Annotated in this window: 12 protein-coding genes and 4 tRNA genes; 2 read left to right on the top strand and 14 right to left on the bottom strand. The window is 34.7% G+C overall.

Features of this window, described 5'->3' with window-relative positions; translation table 11 throughout:
• Positions 1-292: 292 nt before the first annotated feature.
• The 5 genes from N4A35_17595 to N4A35_17575 form a co-directional block, all read right to left on the bottom strand.
• Positions 293-363: transfer RNA gene (locus tag N4A35_17595), tRNA-Gln, on the bottom strand.
• A gap of 4 nt (positions 364-367) precedes the next feature.
• Positions 368-440: transfer RNA gene (locus N4A35_17590), tRNA-Pro, on the bottom strand.
• Positions 441-503: 63 nt separating this feature from the next.
• Positions 504-578: transfer RNA gene (locus N4A35_17585), tRNA-Arg, on the bottom strand.
• A gap of 245 nt (positions 579-823) precedes the next feature.
• A tRNA-Cys gene (locus N4A35_17580) sits at positions 824-899 on the bottom strand.
• Between the two features lie 663 nt (positions 900-1,562).
• Complete coding sequence (locus N4A35_17575) at positions 1,563-3,905, bottom strand: outer membrane beta-barrel protein (GenBank protein MCT4583225.1); 2,343 nt, start codon at positions 3,903-3,905, stop codon at positions 1,563-1,565.
• 150 nt (positions 3,906-4,055) lie between these two features.
• On the opposite strand from N4A35_17575, the gene N4A35_17570 reads away from it, so the two are divergent.
• Together N4A35_17570 and N4A35_17565 are read left to right on the top strand one after the other, a co-directional pair.
• Entirely contained in the window at positions 4,056-4,808 is a 753-nt protein-coding gene (locus tag N4A35_17570; protein MCT4583224.1) for a LytTR family DNA-binding domain-containing protein, read from the top strand.
• On the top strand, positions 4,809-6,767 hold the full coding sequence (locus N4A35_17565) for a tetratricopeptide repeat protein (protein ID MCT4583223.1): 1,959 nt from the start codon (positions 4,809-4,811) through the stop codon (positions 6,765-6,767). It abuts the gene before it with no gap.
• A gap of 28 nt (positions 6,768-6,795) precedes the next feature.
• Here N4A35_17565 and N4A35_17560 read toward each other — a convergent pair whose 3' ends face one another.
• The 9 genes from N4A35_17560 to N4A35_17520 form a co-directional block, all read right to left on the bottom strand.
• A complete protein-coding gene (locus N4A35_17560) occupies positions 6,796-7,281 on the bottom strand; it encodes a hypothetical protein (GenBank protein ID MCT4583222.1) in 486 nt (161 codons plus the stop codon).
• Positions 7,282-7,340: 59 nt separating this feature from the next.
• Positions 7,341-9,767 carry a carbohydrate binding family 9 domain-containing protein gene (locus tag N4A35_17555; protein MCT4583221.1) on the bottom strand — a complete coding sequence of 809 codons (2,427 nt, stop codon included), beginning with the start codon at positions 9,765-9,767 and terminating at the stop codon, positions 7,341-7,343.
• A 128-nt stretch (positions 9,768-9,895) separates the two neighbouring features.
• The gene (locus N4A35_17550) at positions 9,896-11,071 is read right to left on the bottom strand and encodes a hypothetical protein (protein MCT4583220.1); all 1,176 of its coding nucleotides are present in this window, start codon (positions 11,069-11,071) and stop codon (positions 9,896-9,898) included.
• Positions 11,072-11,108: 37 nt separating this feature from the next.
• Positions 11,109-12,065: a Fic family protein gene (locus N4A35_17545; GenBank protein ID MCT4583219.1), complete on the bottom strand. Its 957-nt coding sequence runs from the start codon at positions 12,063-12,065 to the stop codon at positions 11,109-11,111.
• 131 nt (positions 12,066-12,196) lie between these two features.
• Complete coding sequence (mnmE, locus tag N4A35_17540) at positions 12,197-13,558, bottom strand: tRNA uridine-5-carboxymethylaminomethyl(34) synthesis GTPase MnmE (GenBank protein MCT4583218.1); 1,362 nt, start codon at positions 13,556-13,558, stop codon at positions 12,197-12,199.
• Between the two features lie 10 nt (positions 13,559-13,568).
• The gene (locus N4A35_17535; GenBank protein ID MCT4583217.1) at positions 13,569-14,477 is read right to left on the bottom strand and encodes a patatin-like phospholipase family protein; all 909 of its coding nucleotides are present in this window, start codon (positions 14,475-14,477) and stop codon (positions 13,569-13,571) included.
• Positions 14,478-15,257, bottom strand: a complete 780-nt coding sequence (locus N4A35_17530) for a class I SAM-dependent methyltransferase (GenBank protein ID MCT4583216.1) — start codon at positions 15,255-15,257, stop codon at positions 14,478-14,480.
• A gap of 8 nt (positions 15,258-15,265) precedes the next feature.
• On the bottom strand, positions 15,266-16,297 hold the full coding sequence (locus tag N4A35_17525) for a rhodanese-related sulfurtransferase (protein MCT4583215.1): 1,032 nt from the start codon (positions 16,295-16,297) through the stop codon (positions 15,266-15,268).
• A gap of 104 nt (positions 16,298-16,401) precedes the next feature.
• Complete coding sequence (locus N4A35_17520) at positions 16,402-17,820, bottom strand: hypothetical protein (GenBank protein MCT4583214.1); 1,419 nt, start codon at positions 17,818-17,820, stop codon at positions 16,402-16,404.
• Between the last annotated feature and the right edge of the window lie 3 nt (positions 17,821-17,823).

Below are 17,823 nucleotides of genomic sequence, written 5' to 3'. Positions count from 1 at the left end.
GAAGGAGAGATGAATAAAAGCTCTATAAATTTCTCGAACCTTAAAAAAACGCTCAATTTCGCATTAAAAATATGCTCTAATCCCTTGTTATTGTGGGAAAGTTCAAATTATGATGGAAAAAAGGTTTTTCAAAATTTACTGTTTCCAGAGGGAATTTACTATAACCGAGAATTAGACCAATCTCGAACCACTAGAATAAATTCGTTTTTTTCGTTAATCGCAAGTATATCAAGGGGTTTAGAGGAAAATAAAAAAGGGATTTCAGTTAAAAAAACTAAAATCCCCTCTTTTGTTGCCCAAATAGGACTCGAACCTATAATTCAAGACTCAAACTCTTGCGTGCTGCCATTACACCATTGGGCAATTGTCTGGAAAGCAGGATTCGAACCTGCAACCTCCCGCTTCCAATGCGGGTAAACTACCAGTTGTTCTATTTCCAGAATTTAGTATTACGATCTCGATTTTACCAAGAGACAGTTGGTTCCACCAAGACAATAATACCATGGTAAGTGTAGTAGGAGTCGAACCTACAGCTCTGAGTCCGTAGCTCAGTGTTTTATCCGTTAAACTATACACTTATGGGGTGCTCTTCGGGGCTCGAACCCTGTTCTCTTCTTCCACAGGGAAGTATCTATACTAATAGTCTTTCAAAATAAGCCTAATAAATCATTTCTTTCTAGCCTCTTTTTCTTCATAAAAAAGATCTAATAACTATGGCTATTGGACTGTTTTCTTCATCAAATAGGCCAGAAAAACTCTAATTTCTATCACCGAATTTTAAAATACAATTAGTATTACCACATAAACTAAAGACACCATTTATTGGAGACAAGAATGAGAGTCGAACTCATAAAAACAGGTTTTGCAGACCGATGCCTTAACCATTCAGCCACCTTGTCATATTAAAGTTTGGATCAAAAAAAAGCATCCCTTGTAAAAGAGATGCTTCGTCAGTTGAGTAATTATAGTAGATTACTTAATTGCGTATTTGCTCTTTTACAAATAATTGGGGGATAAAAAGACAACGGTGTTGATGCGGCATACACGGGAGTGTATTAAGTGGATCAAGTTGTGTTTGTCCTTTTGTATTATATGTAATTTGGTTTTTCATTTCTTAATTGTTTCGACGGTGCAAATATGAGAACTATTTTTTAATTTCACAAATCAAACTGCTATTTAATAAATTGAAAATCAGTTTGTTAGCTTTGTTTTTAGGGTGTTGGATTCTAGCCCGTGTAACCACAGGTAATGCACATTTATTCCAACTGTCTGTCTCTCAATTGTTTCTTTGTTTTTTAGGTTTCTATTTAATTAGCGTTATTTCTGCATAAATTTTTTTTAAAAAGTCAAAAAAAAAGCGCCCAATTGCTTGGACGCTTAATGAATTATCTTGTTTTAGTATTGTATTCTAAATGATTTTGTGTGATTTAGACATCAGAATAGACTCCATTTTTGCTCCAATAAATAGATAAGAACGACAAAGTTGTGTCGGTCGATGAAGAATATGTAGTCTAAAGTTGCTCATTTCTTGAGTGCAAATATCTAATATTTTAATTTAAAAATCAATTAGCCCTATTCAATTCTGTTTCATTAATATTATTGTGATCGTATTGAATAGCTTTTAGTTTTCCGAAATTGTAACTAATAGTAAATCGAATAAAGCGGGTGTCATCAATAGCAGTTCCATTAATGGTATTCCCACTTAAGTTCAATTCAAACCGTTCTTTACTCGTCTGAAATACATCATTGCAGAAGAGTTGTGCAAACCATTTATTGTTTCCAAAAGCTTTTGAAATTCCAAAACCTAATTCACCAGCTGGGAGTAACTTCCTTCTTCCATCAGAATATTGACTAGTATAACTACCTAATAATTCAAAGTTGAACCATTTTTTTATAGGAAACTTAGTATAGGAGTAGAAATAAAACTTAGGCGTAATTCCTACTTCCCCAAAATAAAGGTTGTCATCTTCAAGTTGATTAAAACTAATGTTGAGCATATTATATCCAGTAATTCCCTTTATATCTACTCCTTGCCCAACCTCTAAATAAAGTTGATCATAACGTTTAAGGTTCTCTACGCGGATGGTATTATCTGTAGTGGAAGAATCATCTTGGAAAATGATAAAGATTTTCGGAGATTTTTCATGATTTACTCCTAGGTTAATGGTTGTCCCCCATTTCTTATTCGAAAACTGATGTTCTAAGTTGTAGATATAGCTGGGTCTGATTTCTGGATTTCCATGAACAGAAGTAAAGGCATTTAAATAGTAAATATAAGGGGTGATCTCACTAAAATTAGGCCTGCTAATTTTAGCATTAAACTTTTCTGTTAGCGTCCACTTTTTTAATTGAGTCGTCCAATTGGCATTCGGAAAAAAGCCAATATAATTCGTGTCAATATAATTAAAATTCTCCTGTGCTTTGTGCGCAATAGCAGTTGTATGTTCTACGCGAGTTCCAATTTCATAATAGCCTTTCTTCCAATTGCTTTTCCAGTTGAGGTACCCCGCATTAACCTGCTCCTGATAGCGATAAGAGTTGTCAATGTCATTGGCGAGAGAATCGTTACTCAGTGTTTTTAAACGAACAGCATTATAAGAAACCGAAGTCGTGTGTTTAAGTCCCATTTTTAAGTTGGAGTTATTAGCAAAGACTTTGGAATAATCCAATTGACCAATTTGTAGCAAACTGAGGTTATCATTTTCTGCATTTGAATTCGAAAGTGTTTGCTCTTGATTTAAATAAGCCGTTTCAGAAATTTTATCCGCATAGTCTTTAGAAACGGCACTATATGTTGCTCCAAGAAACAGACGACTTCCAAGAGAATCGATGTTCCATTGATAATTTCCCGAAATAATATCCGTAGCCCAAAGGCTTGTCCCTTTATTCAGCGCGTCGATGGTCTTGGTTTGGTTTTCATAGTTTTGTTTAATGTCTGTGTCAACATTTAACTCATAGAAACTGCGGTTTCCATTATACTCCATAGAAAGTTCATGTTTGGGAGCGAGTTGGTATTTTACTCCCAGTAGAAAATTACTGACATGATTCAAGCTTACTTTTTCATTAAGAGTTGCATTGGCTTGGTATGGAGTTGCGATATTAGGAACATTTAAGCTATCGATTCTAATAGAGCCAGAAGCGCCAAAATTAATGTTTCCAGAAGTTTTAACACTCAACTTATTTCGATGCCAATTTAAACTAAAGTCGAAGTAACCCAATTGATAAAAAGCTTTGGTGTAATGGCTTAAGAGTTTTCCTTGAAACCCTTCTAACCCTAAATCTTTTAGGTGAACTAAAATTACAGCTTTCCCAGAAGCATCGTAACTAGCATCAGGGTTTTTGATGATTTCTATGGATTCAATTTGTGATACAGGGATGGCGTTTAAGGCCTCAGTAGTGCTCAGTTTATTATCAATATAGACCAAAGCTTCACCTCTACCAATTACAGAGATATTGGCTCCTGAAATGCTGACTCCTGGAGATTTGGATAGAATTTCATTTACAGAACCTGTACTTTGAAAAATAGAATTGGCAACATTGATTGTGGTGATCCCATCCTGTTGTTCAAAAGCTAATTTCTTTCCCGTTACGGTTATTTCATCGAGCGTTAATGCTTGAAGTTGAATTGTTTTTAAATCTGTACTTTGGGTAATGGAAAGCAATTGATCTTCAAAACCAACACTGGTAATTTTTAACAGAAACTGGCGAACTGTTGTTTTAATTTCAAAAACTCCATCGGTAATAAACTCACCTTGAATTAAGGAAGAGTCTTGAGTAGAAAGAATCAATACATTTGAAAAGGGAATAGGAGTTTGTTGTTCATCAACAATTTTTCCCTTAATTACTGTTTGTGAAAAGGAAGTTAAAGCTAAGCTTAATGTAGTGATGAGAAAAAGATATCGCATAGGTTAAGTTTAAAAACGTTATTCAAAGTACAGGAATATTATTGGCTTATTTTTAGGAGTTTAACTGAGGGAAAGACCAAATTTCCGAAAGGTTGTTTTCAGTTTTCTAATGGTCAAATTACCATTGCTTATTTCCTTATATTTGTATTGATGAAAGTTGTTGTTATAGAAGACCAAATACAGCTTAGAAAAAGTTTGATACACCAGATTATTGAAGCCGATTTAGGCTTTCAAGTGGTGGGTGAGGCCGATAGTGTGAGCAAAGGAATAGGAGTAATCCTTCAAAAACAACCTGATATTGTCTTTTTTGATATTGAAATTATTGAGGGTTCTAGCTTTCAAATTTTAGATGCTTTACCAAAAATCAACTTTAAAACAGTATTCGCAACAGCTCATGGACATTTTGCGATTAAAGCCATTAAGTACAGTGCTTTCGATTTCCTATTAAAACCTTTTAGGAATGAAGAGTTAATTGAAACACTTCAAAAATTAAAAAAAGAGTTTGGACAAAAAGAAAACTATGATGAAAAGTTTCAATTGCTCTTTAACGAACTCAAAGGAAAAGAGAATAAAAAGATTGCGATTAGTTCCTTAGATGAAATCAAATACGTATTGGTCAATGATATCATTAGAATAGAAGCCGATCGCAGTTATTGTGAGATATTTCTCGCAGATGGAACCAAGATGATCAGTTCTAAAAGTATGAAGCATTATGAATTGTTATTGCCATCTGCTAATTTTATCAAAGTGCATCGCTCACACATCATTAATATGAATTATGTAGATGCCATTATTAAATCTAATGGTGGTTTTGTGAAGTTAAAAAATCAGGATGAAATACCACTTTCTAGAAGAAAAAAGGAAGAGTTTCTAACGATTTTAGAACAAAAAATAATGGAGTAGATGAGAGGTGGATTAAAAATAGTCTTACTTGCTGTCTTGGTCTTTAACTCGTTAAGAGCTTGTGCTATTTATGAAATAGGAGAAATCTTGTTTGCAAAAGGTAGAGAATATGTAGAGCAAGGGAATATCGACTCAGCCGAATATTATTTTAAACAGTCACTCACTGCTGCGGAAGCGTTACACGACTCTGTTCAAGGTCCTACTAAAGCCAAGTACAGTATTGGAATTGTTTATCATAATGCATTCTATTATGATAAAGCACTTGGTTACTTGTTGGCAGCAGCAAAAGAGTTGGAAGATAGCTCTTCCATTTTAAAATCAGATGTTTACAATCAAATAGGAGTATTGTATTATGACGTTCAAAAGTTTGTGCCAGCATTGGAATATTTGATGGAGGCTTTTAAGGTTTCTACGGCAATTAATGATCAAGAAAGTATTGCGCTGATCAACAATAATCTAGGGTTGATCTTTATGGAAACAAAAGATTATGAAAGTGCACGAACTTATTTTAAAACGAGTATCCGAATCGCAGCGGAGAACCATTACCTTAAATCTTTATCCTTAATCAATATAGGCTTATCGGAATATTATGAGGAACGATACGATACCGCGTTGTATTATTTGAATGAAGCTGAACGAGAAACGAGAATTAGTGGACAATTGTTTTATATCCCAAGTATTTATTTAAATAAAGGATTGTGCTATTTAGATGTAGGAAAAGTGCAAGAAGCTCAGCCTTTATTTGAAAAAGCCTTAGCTGAATTTAAGAAGAACAAAAATAAGGAGCTAGAATATTTATGTAAAGTTAACTTGTATAATGTCGCTTTTTTAATGGGAGATTACACCACGGCTAATCAATATAAAGCCGAGTTTTTAGCTTTTGAAGATTCAATTCAAGACATCGCTATCAAAGTTGATTTTTATACTTATGCAGCGCAAAATAGTTTAACAAGTGGAGACTCAATCGCTGCCTTACATTATAATGTAAAACTAGTGGAGTTTGGGAAAGTTATTTTGGAGGGATTTGAAAATAAGGGGTTAGCCGATTTAAAATCAGATGCTTCTTACCTTAAAGTGTCTTCAGATGTAGCATTGCTAGCATCTGAAAACGAGTCCATTCAAAAAGAAAAAAGTGCGGTAGAAGAAATCAATGATAAATTAAAAAGTAGCAACCGTTTAATTAGTGTATTGTCTATAGTAACTTTATTGTTGGCGGGGAGTTTTATTTTTTATTTGATACAGTCCAACAAGAAAAAGAAAGCTAAAAACCAACAATTGGAAAATCAACGTGCTGAACTAGCTCAAAAAAATGAACAGATTTTAAATTCATTTGAATATGCCAATGGAATGGAAAAACTCCTTTTGCAACAAATGAACCCTCACTTTTTGTTTAATGCTTTAACCACTGTAGAAGCAAGTATTGCTGTTGGTGAGATTGATTTTGCAAAAGAATACATTGCGTTGTTTTCGGCTTTGTTAAGAAAAACTTTAAACCATTCTCGTCAGGATGTGATTAGTTTGCCTGATGAACTGGAGTTTTTGGAATCTTATATCCAATTGAACAGTATTAAACAAGGGGAAAATTTTTCTTATCAATTAATTTACGACGAAGACCATGTAGAAGATTTTGTTCGAACTCCACCAATGTTAGTCCAGCCTTTTGTCGAAAATGCGTTAATTCATGGCTTATACCATAAAACCAATGGTCCTAAAGAATTAAAGATAGAGGTTTGTCCTAAAGACAATTACATTTTATGGATTATCACCGATAATGGAGTAGGGCGTACCAATTCCAAAGAAATAGGAAAAACCCACCAAGGTATTTCCCACGGAATTCAAATCACCAAAGACCGAATTAAATGGATGAAAAACATCTACGGGAATAATTTCTCAGTAGAATATACCGATCTAGAAGAAGGAACTAAGGTAGAGTTGAAAACTCCGATTGTGGAGGGGTGAGGGTATTGTATGATAATACATAGGTGCTTTACAAGTCGTCATCTAGCAGCTCGCTAGAGTGCTTTTTCCTATTTTGAAAAAAGGTTTTAGCAGTTGGAGTAACTTTTAAAATGAGAATCAATAAAGGCATGACAGGTAGGAAAGGGTAGGAAAGGACAGTGAGGAAGTCAAACACTAGTACTATCCAAAAGCCTGCAACTTTTTTAGCTTTTAAAGTGTAGAATTCAAAATATAAGATGATAAAGGGGATAATATTCTGACCAAGTAGATAACTACCTACATTCGAGATATTTTCAAAGGGGTTTACGGAATTGTATCTGAGGTAATTAAACAACGTAAAGCTTGCAACTCGATTTAAAAATCCTGTAGTAATTTCATTATTCAATACATAAATCGTTATTGCAAATGTTATAATAATAAATAGTACTCTTAAAAATAGAATTCGATAAATCCATCTTTGAGATTTAGGGATGTTCAGGTCTGGTTGGTTGAGGGATAAGAATTTTACAGGCATGTTATATGTTTTTTCAAGAAGAACAAAAAGATTTCAGTTACAGGATTTTTAGCAAATACTTACTCAAAAACCTTTTGATAACTAGAAACTACATCAAAAAAGTAAACCACTTTCAATGTGATTCTATTGAATTGATCTTCTGTTAAAACAGTTCCTACGTTGCTAAAATAAGAGGGGTCGATGGTTGGTGTATCCCTTTGAAGGGAGTTTTTATAAACTAAGTTAAGGAAGCTCCCTGGGGCAAATTGCCATGCAAAGATCAAGTCGGTGTTAAAGGCGTTAAAATTAAAGTTCGCATTCCCATCAAAAGAATCATCTTTAACGATATAACCAGCTTCGTCTAAGTCGCCATAGTAATCGTATAGCCCATAAGACCAATAATGTCGTATTCTTAGGGTAAGAGAAAGGTTGTTTTTAAATAAGTATTTCCCTTGTAGAATATTGGTAAACGTACGAACATCTCTAACGCCATATTTAGGAACTCCATCAAAATAACCTGCAAAACCTACATCATCAATTTTATTAACCCATCTAGAAGATGGGGTAACGGTTAGTTTATCATTCACTCTAATGATTGGAGAGATATTCACCTCAAAATATTGGTTGTTAATATAATTAGTAAAATATCCTTTTCCATAACCAATTTCTCCGTCAAGAGCAAACTGCTTTCTATAATCCGATGAGACACCTATACCGTTGTAATAAAACTCAGGAATAATAAAATTTTGACCAGCGACTCTAGATTCAAATAGGTCGATTCCATCTCCTATTTGTGCACTTGTAAATAAATAAAATGAATGAAATTGAGGAGTTGTGATAAAGAAGCTACCGTTGTACTCATTTTTAAGAATTTCTCCCGTGGTATAATTTTGATCGATACTATAGGTAAACCTATTGTAAGCACTATTTAACCTCCAAAAAGGGTTGTACTTATTGTATTGTAGATTGAGGGCGTGTGTACGAATATTCGTCGTAAAATTCACCCCTAAATCATTAGGATTAAAAGTGCGGCTCTTATTTTCTGAAGAAAGGCCATATTTAAAATTTCCGCTTATTTTATTCAAGCTTGCAAAATAGCTTATACCATCACTAGCATCCGATTTTAAAATAGATGAACCAAGATCATGGTCTCTTTGAGAAACCTTAACGTTCCCTGATGCAGAATATTTAGCGTTTTTAGAAACGAGTTCACCTCCTAGTGAAGTAACATTGGCATCAATAAAATTTCCTTGTCTTGTGGTGTTTAAGTTAATTAAATAGATGGAGCTGTTGTTCTTTAAATTTTGATCTAGGGAAATGATGTTATAGTTGACCAAAGGTTCGGTGGTTACAGTTCGTTTTTCACCTGTTTCTGTATTTTCAATGTTAGCATTTGTCTCACCAGTGATGGCATTCATAACGCCTATTCCCAACCCGTTTTTGTTTCTACCAGATATTTTGGCAACATTAAGCAAGTTTGTTTTTCGAGGGTTCTCAAGTACAGCTTCGTTAGAGTCAAGCTGGTTATATGCATTGGAGTAACCGCTTGGAAAACCGCCAATTCTTCGGGAGTAAAAAAGATCTGATTTATTAAAGAGGTCAATTCCTTCTTGGAAAAAAGGACGTTGTTCTTCAAAAACAACTTCAAAAGCACCTAGGTTTTTGACAATATTATCCGATCGCACTTGTGAAAAATCAGGTAATAAAGTCATATCAAGGGTGAAGCTCTCGTTTAGCCCTAGTTTTAAATCAGCACCAGCACCATAGCCAATGGAAGATTCGCCTTTTGAAAAAGCGGTAAAAGAAGAAACATAAGGCGATAAAGATAAACGTAAAGGATCATCAATGTCGGAGAGTCCTTTTAAGTCTCCCCAGTAATTGATTGGAGTTTCAATGTTTTTAGGGACTAAAGACCATTGTAACCCTGTTCGGGATCTTCGAATATTTCTTTCAAAATTAATTTTCCATGCTTGCTGTTTATCTTTTGGAAAACGAATTGCGTAATAAGGAATTCTCATTTCAACAATCCAACCATCATCAACAATTTGAACAGCACTTTCCCAAACAGCATTAAAAGAAGCATCCGAAAAACGACTGTCTGATTGTACCCCAGAAGCGGAAACACTAAACACAAAAGCATCTAGTTTTTGATGATAAGGATCAAATAAAACGGTAAATAAATCAGCGTTGAGGTTATCGTCCCTTTCCCCCAACTGTGTTAAAATACTATCAGGATGATTATCAAAACAATAGCCTAGAACATAGAGATTATTGTTGTCGTAAGTCATTCGAACCTCCGTTTTAAATTTAGGAGGATTCCCCTCAGTAGGATTTCTTTCTAGAAAATCAGTGGCAATAGCAGCGTTTAACCAACTGGTTTCATTCATTTGGCCATCGATTTCAATTTTTTCTTCAGTCCTAGAAATAGCTATAGACTTCACTTGAGCTGCTATCAACTGAATAGCGCCAAAAGTCAAAATAAAAGCTAAAAATATCGAGGTCTTCATAAATTCAAGCGACAAAATAACTCAAAATCTCTTGAATAGCCATGAGTTTTTTAAGGATAAATGGTTTGACTTTCAGAATGTTTTCTATAAATTATTCTCCGCAAATATGCGGAGAATAGGCTTGTTTTTCACCGTAAAAGTGATGTGTACTGGTATTTAGTTAAGCGTTTGTCTTCAGTTTTGGTTAAAATACCTTGTTCAACTGCCCATTTTAAATCCCTATTGGCAGTTGACTTTTTTATGTCCTTGTAATTTAATAAGTAATCCTCAAGACTGAACTCCTTATCTTTTATCTCGTGTTTGAATCCCAATATTCGGTCTTCCGCTGTTAACTTTATTGGTTTATAAGTGCTTTTTGTTACAGTTCCATTATCGTAAAACACAATGCTTTCTAACTTCCCAAATTGATTGTATTTTTTCCATTTACCAATCTTCTTACCTTTTTCAAATTGTCCAACTGATTTCTTTTTACCATCTTCACGGTAAATAATTTCTTTTCCGTTCAGCTTACTATTAGCATAGAGTTTAACCGATTTAAGTTGCCCATTCTCGTAGTACGATTTATACGCTCCTGATAGTTTTCCCTGTTCAAAATATTCATTGATTTTAAGATTCCCATTTTCATGATACGTCAATTTCTCCCCATGACGAGAATCATCTATAAAGTTTACTTTTGAATACAATTTTCCTGTATCATAATAAGTAAGCCATTCCCCTTGTTTTTTCCCGTTTTTATAAAGCCCTTTTCCATGTAGTTCACCATTTTTATGATAGTAAAAACATTCTCCATCTTCAAGGTGATTAACAAAATATCTTTTGCGCTTAATTTTACCATTGGTGTAGTAATTAATGACTTCACCTTCCATTTTACCGTCTTTAAAAAATACCTCTGATGATAACTCTCCTCCTATTCCATGATAGGATTTCCAAAGTCCTTCTTTTAAACCATTTTTATAAAGACCTATAGATTTTAAGTTTCCATTGTCCCAATAAGATTTTGCCTCTCCTTCAAGTTCTCCATTCTTGTAGAACCCAATGGACTTTACACGACCATTTTTGAAATATGATTTCCACTCTCCAATCTTTTTATTATTGAGATACTCTCCCTCGTTTTCAATAGTTTTGGTGTCGTGATACAATTCTACAAAAGAGCCATTCTTTATTCTCTTTTGATTACCTTGTTCGGGTGCTGCATCTAAAATAAGTACTGGCTTTTCTGGTTGTTCTTTCTCGATAGGATAATCAACTTGAGCAATTGTAGTGATTGCAGTAGATATGCTGAGTATAAGTAGTGTTGTTTTCATCTGTCGTATTTATTATTTAAGGTATCCCAAACTTAATTTATTTGTATAGGTACTTTGTCAATCGCTTATCCCCAGTTTTAGTTAAAATACCTCGCTCAATTGCCCATTTTAAGTCTCTGCTTGCCGTGGATTGGCTTATTTCTTTAAAGTTCTGTAAATAATCTTTTCGACTAAATTCGTTAGCGCCTATAAGGTCCTTAAATAGATCAATACGATCTTCTGTTGTTAGCGTTCTGTTTTGAGTTTTAAGGAGGTTTTCTAAAGATTGGAGTATTATATCTAACATAAACTCTATAAATGGTGTAGAACTACCCATTTTATCCGACTGCCCTAATGCATGATAGTACTTGGTTTGGTTTTCTTTGATAAGGCTTTCGATAGGAAGATATTCAAATACGGGGTATTGTTGCATTAATATAAGCGTTTGCCATAATCTTCCCATTCTACCGTTTCCGTCTATAAATGGATGGATAAATTCAAACTCGTAATGAAACACACAACTTTTAATCAGTATAACGTCCTCATCTTTTTTTAGATAGGTAAATAAGTCGTTCATTAGGCCTTTTACCATACTTCCACTTGGAGCAATGTGTTCTACTTTAGAACCTTTTACAATCCCTACATTTTTGGTGCGGAGCTTTCCTGCTGTCTCAATTAGCCCATTCATTAAGACGCCATGTGCTTTTTCAAGATCTTTTAGTTGATTAGGGTTTAAACGATTAATTTGTTCATAGACCTTAATTGCATTTTGCACCTCTAGGATATCTTTTTTTGGTGCTAATATTCGCTTGTTTTCTAATAATGCGGTTATTTGTTCCTCAGTAAGCGTATTCCCCTCTATTTCTAAAGAAGATTGTATAGTTTTTATACGATTCTTTTTCCGTAATTCTGTTGGCGGTTTGTATAAATGCGTAGCGTTTATTTCTCCTAATTTCTCGGAAATGGAAACAACTAATTGTAGTATTTTATCTGTTATTTGATATGGTGGTTTCAAAATTTGATAGTATCATTTGATAGTATCAAAGGTAGTCAAAAATTAAAAAAGACACCATTTTGGATTGCTTTTTATTGCTAATTTAAGATAGCTTAGGATTAACTTTTTGGTTTGAAAATATGAGATAGGTGTTACTTCCCAATACAAAAATTAGCAAAAATATTCCCTAGTAAATCATCTGTAGAAACTTCACCAGTAATGGTTCCGAGGTGATGGAGGGCTTGGCGAATATCCATGGCGATAAAATCTCCTGAAATACCACTTTGTAAACCATCAGAAACTTTGATTAAGTCTTCTTCAGCGCGTTTTAGGGCTTCAAAATGACGAATGTTGGTTACAATGGTTTGGTTGGAAGCAAGCGATGAAATATCAACAGTTTCGAGGAGTTGTGCTTGTAACTCGTTAATCGCATTGTTGTTTTTTGCAGAGATAAAAACAGGTTGTAAATCACTTTCTTTAAAGGCGGTGATTTGAGCTTCTGAAGCAAGATCTAACTTGTTGGCAACAACAATATGTGCAATTTCATTAGGTAGCTCAGCAAGGTCTTGTTGAACATCAGCAACTGATAAGTCATTACAGTCAAACAAATAGATGTAAACTGCCGATTTTTTGACTTCATCCAACGCTTTTTCTACACCAATTTTTTCAATGGTATCAGTTGTTTCTCTCAGTCCAGCAGTGTCAATAAAACGGAATTCAACGCCCTCTAAAATTAAGGTCTCTTCAATCGTATCACGAGTGGTTCCTGCAATGTCGGAAACAATGGCGCGCTCTTCATTTAATAACGCATTTAATAAAGTCGATTTTCCAGCGTTTGGTCTTCCTACAATAGCAGTGTTTACCCCATTTTTAATGGCGTTCCCCAGTTTAAAAGATTGCGCTAATCGTTGTACCAATTCCAAAACCGTTTGAACGAGGTTAATCAACTCCGTTCTATCAGCAAACTCGACATCCTCTTCAGCAAAATCCAATTCTAGCTCTACTAAAGAAGCAAAGTGAATCAATTGTGCACGTAAGTCTTTTAAATCGTTAGAAAAACCACCACGCATTTGTTGGATAGCAATTTGATGTGCCGCTTCACTCTGAGAATGAATTAAATCGGCAATAGCTTCGGTTTGTGATAAATCAAACTTCCCGTTAAAGAAAGCACGTTTCGAAAACTCACCAGCTTCAGCCAATCGAGCACCATTTTGAAGTAAGACTTCGATGATGCGTTGTTGGATAAAAGTAGAACCATGACAAGCTATTTCAACAGTGTTTTCGCCAGTAAAGGAATGAGGTCCTCTAAAAATAGTGACAATCACATCATCAACGACTTTATCCTGGTCAACAATAGAACCGTAATGTACCGTATACCCCTTTGCATGAGATATATCTTTGGTAAAACATTGATTGACCGTAGTAATCGCCGCTTGTCCAGTTAAGCGTATTACCGCAATCGCACTTACTCCTTGTGGTGTAGAAAGTGCACAAATAGTGTCTAATTGATCCAATGCTAGCATTTTATTTTTCAGGTTGAATAATGGTGGGTTCAGATTTTACTTTTCGAGCATAAGCTCTCCCTTCCATCCACCATTTGTTCATTCTTTTTTTATTAAAAATCAGTGAGTTTTCCGTCAGTTTCTGAGGAGTGTGGTAAACATTAATTTTTACCTCGTTAATTTTACTTCTCAACTTAGATAATTCCAATTTACTGTTGGTCGTTTGATCCAATAAAAAGTCAAAAACATTAAAAAGTAAGTCAATGGCGTTGGTGGATTTCATACGATTGGTCACAGACTCAATGGGGTCGAGAACGATGACATCAATCTCAGTTGCTCCAGCATTAATTGCCGACTGAATAGGGATATTATTACCAAAACCTCCGTCGCCATATTCCATCCCGTTTTTAGTCACCAAACTCATAAAAGGCAAGAAGTTGGCAGAAGCCCATACCCAATCACAAAAGTCTTCGTAACTACAATCTTTAAGGGCTTTGTATTCAACTTGGTTAAGCGAGAGGTTAGAAACCGTAACAATCACATCTCTATGACTGCGTTTAATCCACTCAAACTCAACTTCAGTAAAGAATTTACCAATCGTTTTTCTTAGTTTTTTAGAACTTCCAAAAGTCTTATTCCCACGCCAAAACGAACGAATAATATTCCAGTGATTCATGCTAATTTTAACTACCCCTCTCTTCACGTGAATTTTATATGGGTTCAACGTAAAAATATCCTTAGGCGTAATAGAGGTATAAACTTTTTTAGCTTTTCTGACATTATTAGACGCCAACATAGGGATCAGCAAACTTCCTGTAGAAGATCCTGTAAAGATATCATAATCGATACCCAAGTCGTTGATAAAGTGCTCTGCCATTCCACCAGCAAAAGCTCCTTTACTACCACCTCCAGATATTACTAATGCTCTCATCTAATATTTAATTATAAGGTTTTGTTTGGACAGTTTAGGGTTAAAAAAAACAAATCCCATCTCAAAGATATCAATCGTTGTGGTAACGCGATCATTTTTTTGAATAGTTTTCCATGCTTTTGTCATTCCATCTGACCAATAAATATCATCAAAAATAAAAACAGTACGATCGTTAAGCTTTTCCAAACACTGTTCAAAATAGTTTAACGTAGCTTCGTGTTGATGGTTACCATCAAAGAACACAAAATCTACTGTTGATAAACGTTTTAATAAAACGGGTAAAGTTTGGTCAAAGTTTCCTTCGATAACTTCTAGGTTTTTAAGTTTCAACGTTTGAAAGTTGTTTTTGGCAGCTTTTACAATGTTAGGAGCTCCTTCTAAGGTGTAAACCGCAGCATTTTTTCTAGCTTTTTTGATATAAGCAGTTGAAATACCCAATGAAGTTCCCAATTCAATAGCATTGTTAATTTCTAGGTAATTAGCCAAGCGAAAAAGAAGTTGTCCGTATTTAGGAGCCTTAGCAGAGCTGTTGACAATCTGGTTGATGCTTCGCTCATTTTGATACCCTTTTTTAGAACCTGCCCCTAAATCTTTGACTTCGATTTTGGTGTTGTTCAACTTAAGGTTGTTACGAATTAATTCAATGGCTTTAAATGCGTAAAACTCATCTTTTTTATCAAAAACATGTAGCAATAGGTTGCTAATAAATGGGTCAAAATCTCCATTTATACTTTTAGCCTTTCCTAAATAACTAAGATATGATTTTGCTTGGTGAATCAACTGACCGCTTATTTTTTATAAGTTAACACTTCAGAACGTCCTTTTTTAAATATTTTATTGCTGTTTTCTTTTCCTTTTCGTAGAACTTTTTGTTCTGCTTCAGGTAAATGAACAATTTCTTGACAAGCTGAGCTGCAACAGTTGTCCATCTTTTCTTTACAACTATCGCATTGTATAAACAATAAATGACATCCAGCGTTGGCACAGTTGACATGTGTATCGCAAGGCGCTCCACACTGATGACATTGCGCAATCACATCCTCAGAAATACGTTCCGAACGTCTTTGGTCAAAGACAAAGTTTTTTCCAATAAATTTATTCTCTAGGTTTTGTTCCTTGGCTTGTCTAGTGTATTCTATGATACCACCTTCCAATTGAAACACATTTTTAAATCCTTTGTGTTTAAAATAAGCACTAGCTTTTTCACAACGAATACCACCTGTACAATACATCAACAGGTTTTTGTCCTCTTTGTGTTCCTTTAAGTCGTCTTCAATAATTGGTAAGGATTCTCTAAAAGTATCAACATCAGGGGTGATAGCTCCTTTAAAATGCCCAATTTCACTTTCGTAATGGTTACGCATATCCACCAAAATGGTGTTAGGGTCTTCCATTAATTCGTTAAACTTTTCAGCATTTAAGTGAATCCCTTTATCTGTTACATCAAAAGTCTCATCGTCCAAACCATCTGCAACGATTTTTGTTCTGACTTTGATCTTAAGTTTTAAAAACGATTTGTTGTCTTGTTCTACAGCTACATTTAAACGGATATCTTTTAAAAAACCAGTGCTGTCTAATTGTGCTTTAAGTTGTAAAAAGTTTTCAGCTGGGACAGAAATTTGAGCATTAATTCCCTCATCGGAAACATAAGTTCTACCCAAAACATCTAAAGCTTCCCAAGCAATAAAAAGTTCGTTTCTAAATTGTTGCGGATTTTCAATATGAAAATATTGGTAGAACGATATGGTTAATCGGTCTTTCCCCGCCTTGTCTATAAGTTCAGCGCGTTCCTTCGCACTTAATTTGTTGTACAGTTGCATGCTATACGTTTTTAAGTGTTATAAATTAGTAAGTGGAAACAAAAATACACTTTTTACGCGAGGTAAAAAGTGTAGACAGGGTTTTAGTTCAATCGAAAATGATGTTAGTTCTGCACATTAATGTTTTCAATGTGAACTGTTTGAGAAGATTTAGGTTGGATTTCAATCTTAAAACTGGTGTTGGTAATGTCGCCTTTAGATAAGGAAGAGTTATTATCAACATCTACAAAAGCAGTTAAATAGTAAGTCCCTGGATGTAGGTAGGTATATTTAAAATTTGGTGCTTCTATTTCCGAGAAGAGTAAGACTTCATCCATAACAGACTGTTTGATATATCCATACTCGATAGGCACTTTTCCTTGCTCATCTGTTAGAGGGGAACGAGATAAATAAACAATAACTTTTTGGTCTTTGGTTTGTTCTGTTTGTTCAATGTTGATATCCATTTGAGCTAAATAGGGAATTTCATTGATAGGGTATGGGTCTTGAGCCAACTGAGCTAATTCAACAATGCTTTTTGATTCGTCCTGCCACATATAACTTCCCGAAGTAGCCGTGTATCCCTCTTGCCATTGAGGAGTTGGTAATCCGTTTGAAAAGGTTTTCTCTACAACTTTGGAGGGGAATTTATGAATTTTAGCCGCTGTTTGAGCAAGTTCTAAATGTTGTTTTTTACCTTTAAATACCATGTGTTTTGTTGGTTTAGGATATGTTCCAAATCGACTGGTATGTACGACCATTTCTAATTGGTCACTATTAAAGGTCAGTTCCATCCACATAATTTGTTCACCACCATAAGCATCAACAAAACGATAGTTAATTTCATCACCTTTTTCCTCAACTGTTTTCAACACAAAATAACTCGTTCTGTATATGCCATTTAAAATTCCACCATTGCGAACCATAATTGTTTCAGTTCCTTTATAGTTGGCCACAAAAAAAGCGTTAAACAAGTTGCCAATGGTTCCACCTTCAAATAACCCATGTATATGAGAAGGAGCAGTAGCTCTATAATCAAAGGCAAACCAAGGAATGTTTTCGCCCATAAGGTTCATTTTACCCACCCAATGTCCTTGCATCTTATTGAAAAAATCGAAGACATGTGCTTGTTGTATGTCTACAGGTGAAATACTAGGAGGTGTAAATTCATAATCGTTTTGCGAGGTCGTTGTAGAGTCAGCTACTTTTTTGTAGTTGTTTTTTACCCATTTTAAAAAGAGTAGACGCTCATTTTTTGGCATTAAACCTCTCGTTGGCATTGGGTTGCTGTGGTCGTTAATTCGTTTTAATAAAGGACCGTGCTCAGTTACAGCTTTAACGTTTTCATAGGTAGATAAATCTAATTGGGCACTTGGTCGCTTTCCTGCATGACAAGTTAAGCAGTGATTTTGAACGATGGGTTGAATATGAGATTCATAACTAACACTTTGAAAAGGGATGTCAACAGCGGTGTTTGTTTGATTGGTGCTTGTACATTGAATAGCACTAATAGTAATAAGTATTATATAAAAGATCTTTTTCATGGT

This window comes from Flavobacteriales bacterium (assembly GCA_025210295.1).
Lineage (GTDB): Bacteria > Bacteroidota > Bacteroidia > Flavobacteriales_D > Parvicellaceae > S010-51.
This window is presented reverse-complemented; position numbering and strand designations above follow the sequence as displayed.